This window comes from Bacillus sp. P14.5 (assembly GCF_003316765.1).
In the GTDB taxonomy this organism is placed as follows: Bacteria; Bacillota; Bacilli; order Bacillales; family Bacillaceae_B; genus Rossellomorea.
In genome coordinates this window covers 45,678-60,663 of sequence record NZ_NIJF01000091.1, presented here as the reverse complement: position 1 = coordinate 60,663, position 14,986 = coordinate 45,678, and the positions used below count along the sequence as shown (strand labels likewise).

Here is a 14,986-nt window from a genome sequence, read left to right as displayed (position 1 = left end):
GGGAACCTTTCACTCATGTATCCACTTGCACTCTCTGGGTACATATCTCGGGCGGGAACCCCTTCACTCATGTATGCACGTGGACTCCTTGGATACATATCTCTGGTGGAAAAACCTTCACTCATGTATCCACGTGGACTCCTTGGATACATATATCGGGCGGCAAACCTTCACTCATGTATCCACCTGCACTCTCTGGATACATATCTCAGGCGGGAATCTCACTCATGTATCCACTTGGACTCTCTAGGTACATATCTCAGCCGAAAACCTCTCACTCATGTATCCACCTGCACTCCCTGGGTACATTTCTCAGCCGGAAACCTCTCACTCATGTATCCACTTGCACTCTCTGGGTACATATCTCGGGCGGAAACCCTTCACTCATGTATGCACGTGGACTCCTTGGATACATATCTCTGGTGGAAACCTTCACTCATGTATCCACGTGGACTCCTTGGATACATATATCGGGCGGCAAACCTTCACTCATGTATCCACCTGCACTCTCTGGATACATATCTCGGGCGGAAACCTCTCACTCATGTATCTATTTGGACTCCCTGGGTACATATCTCAGGCGGAAACCATTAACTCATGTATCCACCTGCACTCTCTGGATACATATCTCGGGCGGCAACCTCTCACTCATGTATCCACTTGGACTCCTTGGATACATATCTCGGGCGGCAAACCTTCACTCATGTATCCACCTGCACTCTCTGGGTACATATTTCAGGCGGAAACCCTTAACTCATGTCTCTACTTGGACTCCCCGAGGAACTATCTTAGGCTAACCCCTCCGCTAATGTATTCACTCGATAAATTAAATCGAAGTATTACCCGCTGCTTTTCTTTGTGCGAGACTGGAAGGTCAAAGGGACGTACAAAGAAAACCGCTCCTAAAAACAAAAAACTGAGAGGGTTACTCCTCATCAGTTTTTTCATCATAATATTTTAATACTCCTTCATATATGGAGGCTGCGACTTTTTGCTGGTATTTTTCTGTCATGAGATTGGCCTTTTCAACTGGATTGGAAAGAAATCCAATTTCAACCAGGGCACCGGGCTTATTGATGTGTTTAACAAGATACACATTCTGGATGCCTTTTGCCTCTCTCTTTGTATTTTCGAGGTTTCTGATCAGCTCTGATTGAATTGAGGTGGCAACCTCTTTGTTTTCTTTGAACTTTGGATTGTAAAACGTTTGTGCCCCGCTCCACCTGCTGGAAGGTATTGCATTTAAATGAATGCTGAGATAGAGATCCGCATTGGAGGAATTGATGAGATCCAGCCGTTTTTTAAGATCTTCTGTTTTCCTTCTGCTGTATCCCTTCATTCCTTCAGGTGCCAGGTCACTATCATCCTCCCTTGTCAGTATGACGAGTGCTCCCTGTTCTTGAAAGTAATCACGCAGCATCATCGCAACATTCAATGCAATATCTTTTTCAAAGGTTTTGGAGTCGCCCTCTCCGCTGTCAGCGCCTCCATCTGCTCCACCATGCCCGGGATCCAGGTAAATAATTTTCCCTGATAAAGGCAGATTCCACGATTCCCATGTATCCGTGTCGAGCAGTTTATACTGAAATATAAAAAAAGAATGATGACTACTCCGGCAAATCCTATCATCTTTAACTTACTCTTCATACAAATTCCCCTCCCCCATCTCTATAAAAAATATGGGACAAGGGCAGAGTTTAGAACTGCCGGAATAAAAATTAATGCATTCTCATCTTATGTCTCTTGATGCCGTTTCTGTATCCTTCACTCCACCATGTTTCAACGAAATGTTCACAACTGTAGTAAAAGGATTCATCTACTGCATTTGAAACCCCAATCTCTGACCAGTACAGCCAAAAGTTATATAGTGTATCGATATAATGCTTCATCTCAGGTTTGCAGCGAGTTTGAACTTCTTGTTCAGTCTCACCGCCATAACCGAATTTGCTCAGCTTTCCTCCAAGTAAGTAGGCTTCTATGGCCACGTCAAAGCAGGCTTCATCAAAACCCTGCTGCATCAAGACCCCGCCCTGTACTTTTATTTGTCCAAAATGCTTCCGTACACTTTCTTGGAGCATTTTTATCGAGATTTCCCGCAGCAGCTTTCTTTCATGCTGTACCTGCTTCTCTCTTCTTTTTGAATTGAATGAAGTAATAACGCTCAAAGCTATTCCCTCCCTTTGAACGTATTTTTTGCTTAAAGCTGTACTTCATTCGAGCAATGGTTTCCAATTCTGGCTGGTGACCGTTATGCCCCCCTAATATACGAATATAAATTTTTGTGAGTTTTCAGCTGCCTGCAGGGGTGACCAATTAACATCATCACCTTGAGGTGTGATATTGCCTTTCTATGTCACACTTGAGCTTCATCTTTGGCTCGAAGTGTCCTTTACACGCTTCCTATATGACACTTGGGCTTCATCTTTGGCTTGAAGAGTCCTTTACACGCTTTCTATGTGACACTTGAGCTTCATCTTTGACCTGAAGTGTCCTTTAGGCACTTCCTATGTGACACTTGAGCTTCGTTATTGGATGTGAAGTGTCCTTTAAAATCTTTCTATGCGACACTTGAGCTTCATCTTTGGCTCGAAGTGTCCTTTACACGCTTCCTATACGACACTTGGGCTTCATGTTTGGCTTGAAGTGTCCTTTACACGCTTTCTATGTGACACTTGAGCTTCATCTTTGACCTGAAGTGTCCTTTAGGCACTTCCTATGTGACACTTCAGCTTCATCTTTGGCTTGAAGTGTCCTTTACACGCTTCCTATATGACACTTGGGCTTCATCTTTGGCTTGAAGTGTCCTTTACACGCTTCCTATGCGACACTTGAGCTTCATCTTTGGATTGAAGTGTCCTTTACACGCTTCCTATACGACACTTGAGCTTCATGTTTGACCTGAAGTGTCCTTTAGGCACTTCCTATACGACACTTGGGCTTCAAGTTTGGCTTGGAGTGTCCTTTACACGCTTCCAGTACGACACTTGAGCTTCATGTTTGGCTTGAAGTGTCCTTTACACGCTTTCTATACGACACTTGAGCTTCATCTTTGGCTTGATGTTGCGGCCGGCGTACTGAAATACAAATCTTTTCGAAGGAAACGGGATGTTTTTCGGCGCTTTCTATTTTTCAACAAATTGACTGTTTCATGACTGCTATCCCACTCTTTATCAGTGAAAATAACATATGTATCGGGATAACAACGACGAAAGGATTTAAGCTCACTATCAAGAAGCAATATCCTCTGCATGCCTATTCCCTCCTCCAAACCTTTACCAGCCTCCCGCACCGTATAGGTAAACCGACTTGTCGACTCAGTGATTATTAGCAGCATCAGAATACACACAAAAAATCCCAGCTGGATAAACCAGCTGGGATTGAACGATAATAAAGATTAACGTTTTGAGAACTGAGGTGCACGACGAGCGCCTTTAAGACCGTATTTCTTACGTTCTTTCATACGAGCGTCACGAGTCAGTAGTCCTGCACGCTTAAGAGTTCCGCGGTATTCAGGATCAGCTTGAAGCAATGCACGCGCGATACCGTGACGGATTGCACCAGCTTGGCCAGTGTATCCACCACCGTTAACGTTTACCAATACATCGTAGTTGCCAAGAGTTTCAGTTGCAACTAGAGGTTGTTTGATAACCTCACGTAGTGCTTCGAATGGGATGTAGTTTTCTACTTCACGATCATTAATAACGATTTTTCCGTTACCTGGTACTAAACGTACACGAGCTACTGAGCTCTTACGACGACCAGTTCCGTAATATTGAACTTGTGCCAAGATAATAACCTCCTCTTATTGATTATCCACGAAGTTCGTAAACTTCAGGTTGTTGTGCTTGGTGCGTATGTTCTGCGCCAGCGAATACGTGTAATTTCTTGAACATTTGACGGCCTAGAGAACCTTTTGGAAGCATACCTTTAATTCCAAGTTCAAGCATTTTTTCTGAGTAGTTTGTACGCATTTCTAGAGCTGTACGGGATTTCAAACCGCCTGGGTGTTGGCTGTGACGGTAGTAGATTTTGTCGGTAAGTTTCTTACCTGTCAATTCAATTTTAGATGCATTGATGATGATCACGTGATCACCAGTGTCAACGTGTGGTGTGAAAGTTGGTTTGTGTTTACCGCGTAAGATTGCTGCTACTTCGCTGGAAAGGCGACCAAGAGTCTTGCCTTCAGCGTCAACAACGAACCACTTACGTTCGATTTCATTAGCTTTTGCCATATATGTCGTACGCATGAGTTACCCTCCTAATATTTATCATTCATTAATCATTTAAGTTCCGATAGTATATATCTTTAATCACAATAAGATTCCGGGGCTTATCGTGGGGTTAATAACATACCATATGTTATAATATCTTGTTCACGCCGGGATGTCAAGGGAATGTTACACCTGGATTAGTTGTTTTAGAAAAAAAGTATAAGTGCTTTTCACATTGCTTTGTTCCGCCGGTACCCTTCAGGAGAAAAAAAGGCAGCTTTCCTTCTTTTAAAGCCTTTAAAGTAAAGGATCTCCGCTCCAGGCGTACGACTCCGCGGGGCGGGCGGTGAATTAAAAAGCGGAAGCGGCCGTTCAGCGACGTACAGATTTCAGGGCTCTCGAATGAGATAAAGGAAACACAACGAACGGAGTGAGTTGATGTTGACTTATCGCAAGGAGAGAGACCGAAATCTGCTAGTCGCTGGCCGCTGGAGCTAGATTGGCCTCCTCGCCTTTGCCTGCGGGGTCTCACCTGCCCGCTAATCCCGCAGGAGCTCGCACGCCTTCCGCTCCAATCCTAAAATATAAAGCTGGGCAGGTTAAATAGCATCAAAAAACTAAACCTTTTAAAGAAACTCCCATGCTGACATTCTCAGTAACCAATTAACATTAATTGTATTTAAGTCATCTTAACGATAAGTAAAAGATGACAAGCTATCCATTTGCGATACCTAATTAACTCTATTCTCGTAAAATGACCCTCAGTAATAAACCTTCCACAAATACAACCCTTGAGGGGCTGCGGTCTTCCCTGCCGCACTGCGGTCTCTGGCTTCCAGCATGGCGGCTGTCTCTTCCGCACTGTACTTGCCCCTTCCCACCTCCAGCAAGGTTCCTGACAGGATCCTGACCATATTGTAAAGGAAACCGTTCCCGGTATAGGAAAAGGTAATTTCTTCTTCCTTCTCCTCTATTTCAATTGTGTGTATTGTCCTGACCTTATCTTCCACCTCTGTCTTTGCAGAACAGAAGCTGGTAAAGTCATGCTGGCCTATTAAGTGGTCCGCCGCCTTCCTCATTTCTTCTATATTAAGCGGAAACGGATAATGCAAGGAAAAGTTCCTCTTAAATGGATCGGCCGTTTTCGAGCGATAGACAGAATACCGGTATTCTTTTTTCACTGCTGAAAAACGTGCATGAAAATCCTTTGGAACTGTTTCTGCGGAAGTTATTACTATCTCAGGGGGCAGCATGCTGTTCAGCACCTTCGGCCACTTGTCCTCGGGAATAGAGAGCTTTGTATCAAAGTGAAAGACCTGTCCTTTTGCATGGACCCCTGCATCTGTTCTGCCTGAGGCGGTGATCTTCAGTTTTTCCCCTTTGTGGATGCCGCTCAAGGCCTTTTCAATTTCGAGCTGGACCGTCCGTTTCCCCGGCTGTATCTGATAGCCCGCAAACGGGGAGCCGTCATAGGCCACTGTACATTTTATTCTCTGCATAGAAACACTCCTATTATCCTCGTAATACAATTAGGACTGCTGCCAGTACGACGAGTGATCCCAGGACAGCCGTGTCAGTTACAGTCCAGTTGAGAACCCGGTACTTCGTTCTGCCTTCACCGCCCTTATATCCTCTGGCTTCCATAGCTGTAGCCAGATCCTCTGCCCGTTTGAAGGCACTGACGAACAAAGGGATCAGCAGCGGAACGATAGACTTGATTCTCTCTTTTATTGGTCCTGTGGCCAGTTCAGCGCCCCTGGCTGTTTGTGCTTTGATGATCTTGTCCGTTTCTTCCATAAGGGTAGGTATGAAGCGGAGAGAGATACTCATCATCAGTGCCATCTCATGAACCGGGAATCTTACCTTTTTCAGCGGGTTCAGCAATGTCTCCAGACCGTCCGTAATGGAGATGGGTGAGGTTGTAAGCGTCAAGAGTGTCGTAACGATGATTAAGTAGGTAAACCTTAGAGAGATGAAGACAGCCTGTCTCAGACCCTCTTCATATATAGTGATTATACCTAAATCTGCAAGTACATCTCCCTCTTTTGTAAAAAAGATATGAAGGAGGAATGTGAACAGCACAAGCCACATTACAGGCTTCAGCCCTCCAAGGAGAAACTTCAGCGGCACCTTCACAGAAAGCATGGCCCCCAGCGTAAAAGCTCCCAGCACTGCATACGTAACAGCATTATCAGCAAGAAAAACAATACAAATAAATGCAAAAACAAAAATCAGCTTAGAGCGTGGATCCATTCTGTGCACAAAAGAATCACTTGGTATATAACGGCCGAATATCATTTTCTCCATCATGTCCGCTCACCGCCTTCAGCAATGGCTTCCATTTCTGCTGCCAGTTCTTCAATGGTTAGACACGTCTTACTGAATTTCATCCCCAGCTGCTGTTCTATACTATATTGAAATTTCACCACTTCCGGTACATCCAAGCCAAGTGAAAACAGCCATTCCGGTTTTGAAAATATCTCTTCCGGTGAGCCTTTTCCGACAAGTTCGCCTTTTTGCATAATGACGATTTCATCGGCATACCGGGCAGCATCTTCCATACTATGTGTAACTAGTACGGTAGTAAGCCCTTTTTCCACATGGATCCTGTGGAACATATCCATGATTTCCGTCCTACCCCTTGGGTCAAGCCCCGCAGTCGGCTCATCCAGTACAAGCACATCAGGCTCCATTGCCAGGACGCCGGCAATGGCCACTCTTCTTTTTTGTCCTCCTGAGAGATCGAAAGGAGAGCGATCCAGTACATCCTCATTCAAACCTACAATGCCGATTAAATCCTTTGCTCTCCTTTCCGCCTCTTCCGGTGAGACGCCAAAATTCAGGGGCCCGTAGCATATATCTTTTAATACCGTTTCTTCAAACAGCTGATGCTCAGGGAATTGAAAGACGATTCCAACGCGTTTCCTAATAGGCTTTAACTGTTTATATTTCTTTTTCGGGGTGATTTCATATTCTCCAATGACTACTTTCCCTGATGTCGGTTTCAATAAAGCATTTAAGTGCTGAAGCAGAGTTGATTTTCCTGAACCGGTATGCCCTATGATGGCTGTATACTTGTTTGAAGGCAAAAGGAGGTTGAGGTCCTTAAGTGCCAGCTTCTCAAAAGGGGTCCCTGCGGAATAGCGGTATTCTACTTTTTCGAGTGATATGTCCATAAATCCCTCACCAATTCCTCTTGAGTCAAATAAGTATCAGCCAGGGAAATGCCCCTGTTTCTCAACGCTTTCGCCATCCTGCCTGGAAAGGGGATATCCAATCCCAAGGCGGTTAATTCTTCATCAAGCTTGAAAATCTCCATTGGGGTACCTTCTTTGAAGACCTCCCCCTTATTCAATACGACCATTCTGTCTGCCTTTGCGGCCTCCTCCAAATCATGTGTAATCGAAATGACAGTAAGGCGGCTGTTTTCCTTCAATTCCCTGATCGTTGCTAAGACTTCCTTTTTCCCCTGGGGGTCCAGCATGGAAGTGGCTTCATCGAGGATGATGATATCCGGCCTTAAGGCAACTACACCAGCAATCGCCACTCGCTGTTTCTGCCCTCCTGATAGGTGGTGAGGTTCTTGATTAAGAAAATCACTCATATTGACCAACTTAAGTGCACCCAGAACTCTTTCTGACATTACATCCTGGGCGATTCCGTGATTTTCTAAACCAAAAGCCACATCATCTTCAACTGTAGTCCCGACAAATTGGTTATCGGGGTTTTGAAAAACCATTCCGACTTTGGCTCTTATATCCCATACACTTTCTTCAGATAAGGAGATGCCATCAACCGTCACGGTCCCTTCTTCAGGAAACAGCAGCCCATTCAGCATTTTAGCCAATGTTGATTTACCCGAGCCATTATGCCCTACAATGGCAAGCCATTCAGTATCATATACTTTTAAAGATATATCATTTAAAGCAAATCCTTCTTGATCATTATAACGATAGCTCACGTTCTCGATGGAAATGCGTTCTGTCATAGTGACCTCCTCCTCTCATCTCTTCTAGGCTCATTCTGTTCTCTTCTCATTTTTCATATATGGATTGGGAATGCTAACGGTAATTGCTCTCCACCCTATTTAAAAAAGTCCCCAATACAAAAAAAAGCCTGCACCTCGTTCCAAAAACAGCGGCGGCTGTTTTGTTCACTGCAGGAACGGACTTCTATCAAAATAGAAGCTGGAAGAGGTGCATGGAGCTAGACGGGTCACTTCTGGAATGCCCATCATAACGCTCTGCTTTTTGTGTATTGACCAGGGTGTAAACAAAAAGGGCTAGAAGCAGTTAACAAAATAACTGTCCTGCCCTCGTTGTGTGAAATGAAATTATACTAGCTCAATGATAACCATTGGAGCACCGTCACCACGGCGAGGTCCAAGCTTCATGATACGAGTGTATCCGCCTTGACGCTCTGTGTAGCGGCCAGCGATGTCAGCGAATAACTTTTGTACTGCATCTTGGTTCTCTTCAGCATTAGCTACTTCATGACGGATGAAGCTTGATGCTTGACGACGTGCATGCAAGTCACCACGTTTTCCTAATGTGATCATTTTCTCAACAACTGAGCGAAGTTCTTTTGCACGAGCTTCTGTTGTTTGAATACGTTCGTTGATGATTAGGTCAGTAGCCAAATCGCGAAGCATTGCTTTACGTTGAGCGCTAGTACGTCCTAACTTTCTGTATGCCATTTAAGATTCCCTCCTTTGTTAGATCGTTAAATAACGGTATGCCTGGCTCAGTCGTCCTTGCGTAAACCTAAGCCCAAGTCTTCAAGCTTAACTTTTACTTCTTCCAAGGATTTACGTCCTAAGTTGCGGACTTTCATCATATCTTCTTCAGTCTTGTTGGCAAGTTCCTGAACAGTGTTGATTCCGGCACGCTTCAAGCAGTTATATGAACGAACAGATAGATCCAGTTCTTCTATAGTCATTTCGAGAACTTTCTCTTTTTGATCTTCTTCTTTTTCTACCATGATTTCAGCATTCTGAGCTTCGTCAGTAAGACCGACAAAAATGTTAAGGTGCTCATTTAGAATCTTGGCGCCAAGAGAAATCGCTTCTTTAGGGCCAATGCTTCCGTCAGTCCAAACATCAAGGGAAAGTTTATCGAAGTTAGTCAATTGACCAACACGAGTATTTTCAACTTGATAGTTAACGCGTGAAACTGGAGTGTAAATAGAGTCGATTGGGATCACGCCGATTGGCAGGTCCTCACGTTTGTTTTGATCAGCAGGTGTATATCCTCGACCTCGTTGAGCAGTCAGACGCATACGGAAATTGCTGTTAGTAGACAATGTAGCAATGTGCAGATCCGGATTAAGGACTTCTACATCACTATCATGAGTAATATCAGCAGCTGTTACCACGCCTTCACCTGGTACATCGATTTCAAGCGTTTTCTCTTCATCAGAGTAGATCTTCAGAGCAAGCTTTTTGATATTCATGATGATTGTCGTAACATCTTCCACGACACCTTCAATTGTTGAAAATTCATGCAGTACTCCATCGATTTGGATGGACGTTACAGCAGCACCAGGGAGTGAGGACAATAGGATACGACGTAAGGAGTTACCCAAAGTTGTTCCATACCCACGCTCGAGTGGTTCTACGACGAATTTTCCAAATGCGGCATCATCGCTGATCTCAACCGTTTCAATTTTTGGTTTCTCAATTTCGATCATTAATATTTACCCTCCTTCAAAACGTCAAAATCCCGGTTTATAGGTTTATCACCGAAATTTCCCATGCTTACGTTCCCGATTGCGTACCAACAACTGGTTTAACCCTCTCTTAATGAACGTATCATTTTATCATATCCATTATTGACAGGGATACGAAATTTATACAGAGAAATTAAACGCGGCGACGTTTTGGCGGACGACATCCATTATGAGGAACTGGAGTAACGTCTCTGATTGCAGTAACTTCAAGTCCTGCAGCTTGAAGAGCACGGATTGCTGCTTCACGGCCTGCACCTGGTCCTTTAACTGTTACTTCAAGAGTTTTTAATCCGTGTTCCTGGGATGCTTTTGCAGCAGTTTCAGCAGCCATTTGCGCAGCGAAAGGAGTAGATTTACGAGAACCTTTGAACCCTAAAGAACCTGCACTTGACCATGCTACAGCATTACCATGAACGTCAGTGATCATTACGATAGTGTTGTTGAAAGTAGAACGAATGTGTGCAATACCAGATTCGATATTCTTTTTCACACGACGCTTACGAGTATTAGTTTTACGTGCCATTTTAAGATGTACCTCCTTTACCTATTATTTTTCTTGTTCGCTACAGTCTTACGAGGACCTTTACGAGTACGAGCATTGTTTTTAGTGTTTTGACCGCGAACAGGTAAACCTCTGCGGTGGCGAAGACCACGGTAAGAACCGATTTCCATTAGACGTTTGATGTTAAGAGAGATTTCACGACGAAGATCTCCTTCAACTTTCAATTTGTCTACGATATCACGGATTTTACCAAGTTCATCGTCAGTCAGGTCGCGAACGCGAGTATCTTCAGATACACCTGATTCAGCTAGGATTTTCTTCGCAGTATTTTTACCAATACCGAAAATGTATGTTAATGAAATGACAATACGTTTGTCACGTGGGATATCAACACCAGCAATACGTGCCATATTAAAAGCGCACCTCCTTCTTTATTAGCCTTGTTTTTGTTTGTGTTTAGGGTTTTCACAGATAACCATTACTTTACCGCGACGGCGAATAACTTTACATTTTTCGCAGATCGGCTTTACTGATGGTCTGACTTTCATCTTATTCTAACCTCCTTGAGAGTACGGAGTGCAATGAATTATTTATAACGATAAGTGACTCTTCCACGAGTCAGGTCATATGGAGATAGTTCAACAGTAACTTTATCTCCTGGCAGGATTCGGATGAAATGCATGCGAATCTTACCTGATACGTGAGCAAGTACCGTATGACCATTTTCTAATTCTACCTTAAACATAGCGTTAGGCAAAGTTTCTACTACTGTGCCTTCCACTTCGATTACATCATCTTTCGCCATCGAATTCGTCTCCCTTCTTAACATCTTCTAAGACTTCGTTCAAAAACTTCGTTAGAGCGTAACGCAATTTTCCATTTGTCACCCGCCCAGTTTCTGCTAAACTGTTCTGAACTTCTGGAGAGATATAATTGTGAAAATAGAGATGTTGAATGTTTTTCTTCTTAGGACGATCAAACTTTCGCTTATCTCCATCAGCAATTAACACAAACCGTTCATCCATCTTTTGGATGATTACCGAGTACTGCCCGGCATCTCTTCCCTTTCTGGTTGAAACGATCTGCCCTATACATGGAGTCGTATCGGACTCGATCAATCAGATCACCTTCACTTAGGCTTTCGTTAGAATCTCGTAACCTTCTTCTGTAATAGCAATTGTGTGTTCAAAGTGCGCACACATTTTACCATCAACTGTAACAACTGTCCAGTTATCAACTAATGTCCTTACATAACGACTGCCTGCATTCACCATAGGTTCAATAGCAAGTACCATACCAGGCTTTAGACGCGGACCTCTGTTGGGCGGACCATAGTGAGGAATTTGAGGATCCTCATGTAAGTCTTGACCAACACCGTGCCCGACATACTCACGAACAATGGAAAACCCTTCTGCTTCAACATAAGTCTGAATCGAATGAGAGATGTTCGATAGGCGTTCACCTGGTTTTGCTTCTTTTAAGCCAAGATATAATGATTCCTCAGTTACATCCAGCAGTCTTTGAGTTTCGTCATCTATAATCCCCACAGGATAAGTCCAGGCGGAATCTCCATGATAACCATTATATTTAGCACCGATGTCGATGCTGATAATATCGCCGTTTTTCAACGTGCGGTCACCGGGAATTCCATGAACCAATTCATCGTTTACGGAAGCACAAATGCTGCCACGAAACCCATTATAACCTTTAAAAGAAGGAATTGCACCATTTTGACTTATGAATTTTTCAGCGATTGCATCCAATTCACCGGTCGTTATTCCCGGGGCAATATGCTTTTGCAATTCCTTGTGAGCAAGTGCGACGATCCTGCCAGCTTCACGCATGATGTCTAACTCACGAGGTGTTTTACAAATGATCATCAGCGAGAGCTCCCGATCAGTTCATCAATATCAGAGAAAACCTCTTTGATATCTCTCTGGCCGTCGATGTTAACTAAGTAGCCCTTCTCCTGATAGAAATCAAGAAGCGGCTGAGTTTGCTTGATATTGACATCCAAGCGGTTCTGAACAGTTTCTTCATTATCATCTGCACGCTGATAGAGTTCACCGCCGCAGCGATCACAAACGCCCTCTTCGCTTGGTGGATTGAATACAAGGTGATAAGTCGCGCCGCACTTTTTACAAATGCGTCGGCCTGTCAGGCGTTCCATCAAGACCTCTTTATCTACCTGTATGTTAATCACATAATCAATTTTCTTGCCCAGGTCGGATAAGATAGATTCCAGAGCATCGGCTTGAGCAACCGTTCTTGGAAACCCGTCTAAAAGGAAACCTTTATGGCAGTCTTCTCTGCTGAGACGTTCGCGGACGATTCCGATTGTTACTTCATCAGGAACCAATTCCCCTTTGTCCATAAAAGATTTAGCTTTCAAGCCCAGTTCCGTCTCCTCTTTCATAGCGGCACGGAACATATCGCCAGTAGAGATATGGGGGATGCCATATTTCTCGACGATCTTTTCAGCCTGAGTACCTTTCCCTGCACCTGGAAGACCCATTAAAACTATATTCACTCGGATCCACCTCAGTCTCTATTAGGGTTTCAGGGAACCGACGTCCCCAAAACCTTTTTTTATTTAATGAAGCCTTTATAGTGGCGTTTCACCAACTGAGCTTCCAGCCCTTTCATCGTTTCGAGTGCAACACCCACAACGATCAGCAAGCTTGTTCCTCCAATTTGAGCTGCCTGTGGCAGACCTGCAAATTTGATGAAGAAAACAGGAAGAATGGAAATGACGGCTAGGAATATCGCACCAACGAAAGTCAGTCGATATAATACCCTTGTCAAGTATTCTTGAGTGGTTTTACCCGGACGGATACCAGGGATATAGCCACCTTGCTTCTTCAAGTTCTCTGACATCTGTTCAGGGTTGACTTGAATGAAAGCATAAAAGTACGTGAATGCGACGATCAACGCAACATAAATGATCATTCCGACCGGCTGAGTATAATCGAACACATACTGAATCGTACTTGTTACATCATTCGTACCAAAGAATGATGCGATGGTTTGCGGTGTAATGATGAAGGAAATCGCGAAGATTACCGGAATTACACCTGCTGCATTGACTTTCAATGGCAAGTGAGTTGATTGTCCACCGACAGGACTGCGGCCTACTAAACGCTTAGCGTATTGAATAGGAATCTTTCTCAGAGCCTGCTGGATGAAAATTACACCCACCGTGATTGCCACGATTGCCAATAGGATCAATATTGTCACAACAATACGAAGGAACAGCTGTTCACCAGCGCCTTCTAATTGAGATGCATAATATTGGTTTACTGCATTAGGGATGGCGGCCACGATACCTGCGAATATCAGAATCGAAATACCATTACCAACACCTTTAGCAGTGATTTGCTCACCCAGCCATAAAAGGAACGCAGTACCAGCAGTCAAGATGAGTGCAATTAACAGGTACGTTGTAACACTTGGGTTCGGGATTAAAAATCCACCGTATAATTGGTTGAATCCATAAGACATACCCAAAGCCTGGATAAAACCTAATACGATCGTAAAGTAACGGGTAAACTGAGCTAACTTACGGCGGCCAACATCCCCCTGTTTAGACCACTCCGTAAATTTAGGCACAACATCCATCTGCAATAACTGCACAATGATAGATGCTGTGATATACGGCATGATCCCCATAGCAAAGATCGAGAAGTTCTGAAGCGCTCCTCCGCCGAATGTATTAAGGAAGCCGATCAAGCCGGCTTGTTCTTGCATTTTCAACACATCTGCGTCAACACTTGGCACTGGAATGAAAGTACCTAAGCGGAAGACAACTAACATTAGAAGGGTGAAAATAATTTTGTTTCTTATATCACCCACGCGCATAAAGTTGGAGATTGTCTGAAACATTAAATCACCTCGGTTTTACCACCGGCAGCTTCGATCGCTTCTTTAGCAGTGGATGAGAATTTGTTTGCTTTTACTGTAAGCTTTTTCTCAATATTACCTTTACCAAGAATCTTGATTCCAGATTTTTCGCTGCTTACTACACCCGTTTCGATAAGAAGTTCAGGTGTAACTTCAGTTCCTTCTTCAAAACGATTTAATGCATCAAGGTTAACGATTGCAAATTCTTTACGGTTGATGTTTGTGAAACCGCGCTTAGGAAGACGTTGGAATAAAGGTGTTTGACCACCTTCGAAACCAGGACGAGTTCCGCCGCCAGAACGGGCGTTTTGACCTTTGTGGCCTTTACCGGAAGTCTTACCATTTCCAGAACCAGTTCCACGGCCTACACGATTGCGCTCTTTGCGAGAACCTTTAGCAGGTTTTAATTCATGTAATTTCATGTCGGCACCTCCTTATTTACAAAGAATCTAATTAAGCTTCTTTAACCGTGACTAAGTGAGCAACCTTATTGACCATACCGCGGATAGCAGCATTATCTTGTTGTTCAACTGTTTGATGAAGCTTACGTAAGCCCAGAGCCTTTACTGTTTCGCGTTGATCTTTTGGACGACCAATCACACTGCGAGTGAGGGTAATTTCTAGTTTGTTTGCCATCGTTATCCCT

General features: G+C 43.9%; 20 protein-coding genes and 1 pseudogene. All 21 read right to left on the bottom strand.

Annotation, left to right across the window (positions count from 1 at the left end; genetic code table 11):
• Positions 1-925: 925 nt before the first annotated feature.
• A pseudogene (gene cwlD, locus B9Z54_RS18015) lies at positions 926-1,647 on the bottom strand (N-acetylmuramoyl-L-alanine amidase CwlD).
• Between the two features lie 71 nt (positions 1,648-1,718).
• A complete protein-coding gene (locus B9Z54_RS18010) occupies positions 1,719-2,165 on the bottom strand; it encodes a DUF2521 family protein (protein ID WP_113929790.1) in 447 nt (148 codons plus the stop codon).
• Between the two features lie 878 nt (positions 2,166-3,043).
• Positions 3,044-3,250: a hypothetical protein gene (locus tag B9Z54_RS18005; protein WP_113929789.1), complete on the bottom strand. Its 207-nt coding sequence runs from the start codon at positions 3,248-3,250 to the stop codon at positions 3,044-3,046.
• A 144-nt stretch (positions 3,251-3,394) separates the two neighbouring features.
• The gene (gene rpsI, locus B9Z54_RS18000) at positions 3,395-3,787 is read right to left on the bottom strand and encodes a 30S ribosomal protein S9 (RefSeq protein WP_113929788.1); all 393 of its coding nucleotides are present in this window, start codon (positions 3,785-3,787) and stop codon (positions 3,395-3,397) included.
• A gap of 22 nt (positions 3,788-3,809) precedes the next feature.
• Entirely contained in the window at positions 3,810-4,247 is a 438-nt protein-coding gene (gene rplM, locus B9Z54_RS17995; RefSeq protein ID WP_113929787.1) for a 50S ribosomal protein L13, read from the bottom strand.
• 725 nt (positions 4,248-4,972) lie between these two features.
• Positions 4,973-5,710, bottom strand: coding sequence for a tRNA pseudouridine(38-40) synthase TruA (gene truA / locus B9Z54_RS17990; protein ID WP_113929786.1), 738 nt, complete (start codon positions 5,708-5,710; stop codon positions 4,973-4,975).
• Between the two features lie 13 nt (positions 5,711-5,723).
• Entirely contained in the window at positions 5,724-6,521 is a 798-nt protein-coding gene (locus B9Z54_RS17985) for an energy-coupling factor transporter transmembrane component T family protein (RefSeq protein ID WP_113929785.1), read from the bottom strand.
• A complete protein-coding gene (locus B9Z54_RS17980; protein WP_113929784.1) occupies positions 6,518-7,387 on the bottom strand; it encodes an energy-coupling factor ABC transporter ATP-binding protein in 870 nt (289 codons plus the stop codon). The genes B9Z54_RS17985 and B9Z54_RS17980 overlap by 4 nt, the downstream gene beginning before the upstream one ends.
• Positions 7,363-8,199, bottom strand: coding sequence for an energy-coupling factor ABC transporter ATP-binding protein (locus tag B9Z54_RS17975; protein WP_113929783.1), 837 nt, complete (start codon positions 8,197-8,199; stop codon positions 7,363-7,365). Before B9Z54_RS17975 ends, B9Z54_RS17980 begins: the two co-directional genes overlap by 25 nt.
• A 345-nt stretch (positions 8,200-8,544) precedes the next feature.
• A complete protein-coding gene (rplQ, locus tag B9Z54_RS17970; RefSeq protein WP_113929782.1) occupies positions 8,545-8,907 on the bottom strand; it encodes a 50S ribosomal protein L17 in 363 nt (120 codons plus the stop codon).
• Positions 8,908-8,954: 47 nt separating this feature from the next.
• On the bottom strand, positions 8,955-9,899 hold the full coding sequence (locus B9Z54_RS17965; protein ID WP_113929781.1) for a DNA-directed RNA polymerase subunit alpha: 945 nt from the start codon (positions 9,897-9,899) through the stop codon (positions 8,955-8,957).
• A gap of 172 nt (positions 9,900-10,071) precedes the next feature.
• The gene (gene rpsK / locus B9Z54_RS17960; protein ID WP_113929780.1) at positions 10,072-10,461 is read right to left on the bottom strand and encodes a 30S ribosomal protein S11; all 390 of its coding nucleotides are present in this window, start codon (positions 10,459-10,461) and stop codon (positions 10,072-10,074) included.
• 17 nt (positions 10,462-10,478) lie between these two features.
• A complete protein-coding gene (gene rpsM / locus B9Z54_RS17955; RefSeq protein WP_113929779.1) occupies positions 10,479-10,850 on the bottom strand; it encodes a 30S ribosomal protein S13 in 372 nt (123 codons plus the stop codon).
• A gap of 24 nt (positions 10,851-10,874) precedes the next feature.
• Entirely contained in the window at positions 10,875-10,988 is a 114-nt protein-coding gene (gene rpmJ / locus B9Z54_RS17950) for a 50S ribosomal protein L36 (RefSeq protein WP_000868344.1), read from the bottom strand.
• Positions 10,989-11,026: 38 nt separating this feature from the next.
• Positions 11,027-11,245: a translation initiation factor IF-1 gene (gene infA, locus B9Z54_RS17945; protein ID WP_113929778.1), complete on the bottom strand. Its 219-nt coding sequence runs from the start codon at positions 11,243-11,245 to the stop codon at positions 11,027-11,029.
• The gene (locus B9Z54_RS17940; RefSeq protein ID WP_113929777.1) at positions 11,232-11,558 is read right to left on the bottom strand and encodes a KOW domain-containing RNA-binding protein; all 327 of its coding nucleotides are present in this window, start codon (positions 11,556-11,558) and stop codon (positions 11,232-11,234) included. Before B9Z54_RS17940 ends, infA begins: the two co-directional genes overlap by 14 nt.
• A 15-nt stretch (positions 11,559-11,573) precedes the next feature.
• Positions 11,574-12,320: a type I methionyl aminopeptidase gene (gene map, locus B9Z54_RS17935; RefSeq protein WP_113929776.1), complete on the bottom strand. Its 747-nt coding sequence runs from the start codon at positions 12,318-12,320 to the stop codon at positions 11,574-11,576.
• Positions 12,320-12,970, bottom strand: a complete 651-nt coding sequence (locus tag B9Z54_RS17930; RefSeq protein ID WP_113929775.1) for an adenylate kinase — start codon at positions 12,968-12,970, stop codon at positions 12,320-12,322. The genes map and B9Z54_RS17930 overlap by 1 nt, the downstream gene beginning before the upstream one ends.
• Positions 12,971-13,029: 59 nt before the next feature.
• Positions 13,030-14,322 carry a preprotein translocase subunit SecY gene (gene secY / locus B9Z54_RS17925; RefSeq protein WP_113929774.1) on the bottom strand — a complete coding sequence of 431 codons (1,293 nt, stop codon included), beginning with the start codon at positions 14,320-14,322 and terminating at the stop codon, positions 13,030-13,032.
• The gene (rplO, locus tag B9Z54_RS17920; RefSeq protein ID WP_113929773.1) at positions 14,322-14,762 is read right to left on the bottom strand and encodes a 50S ribosomal protein L15; all 441 of its coding nucleotides are present in this window, start codon (positions 14,760-14,762) and stop codon (positions 14,322-14,324) included. Before rplO ends, secY begins: the two co-directional genes overlap by 1 nt.
• Before the next feature lie 31 nt (positions 14,763-14,793).
• Entirely contained in the window at positions 14,794-14,976 is a 183-nt protein-coding gene (rpmD, locus tag B9Z54_RS17915; protein ID WP_113929772.1) for a 50S ribosomal protein L30, read from the bottom strand.
• Between the last annotated feature and the right edge of the window lie 10 nt (positions 14,977-14,986).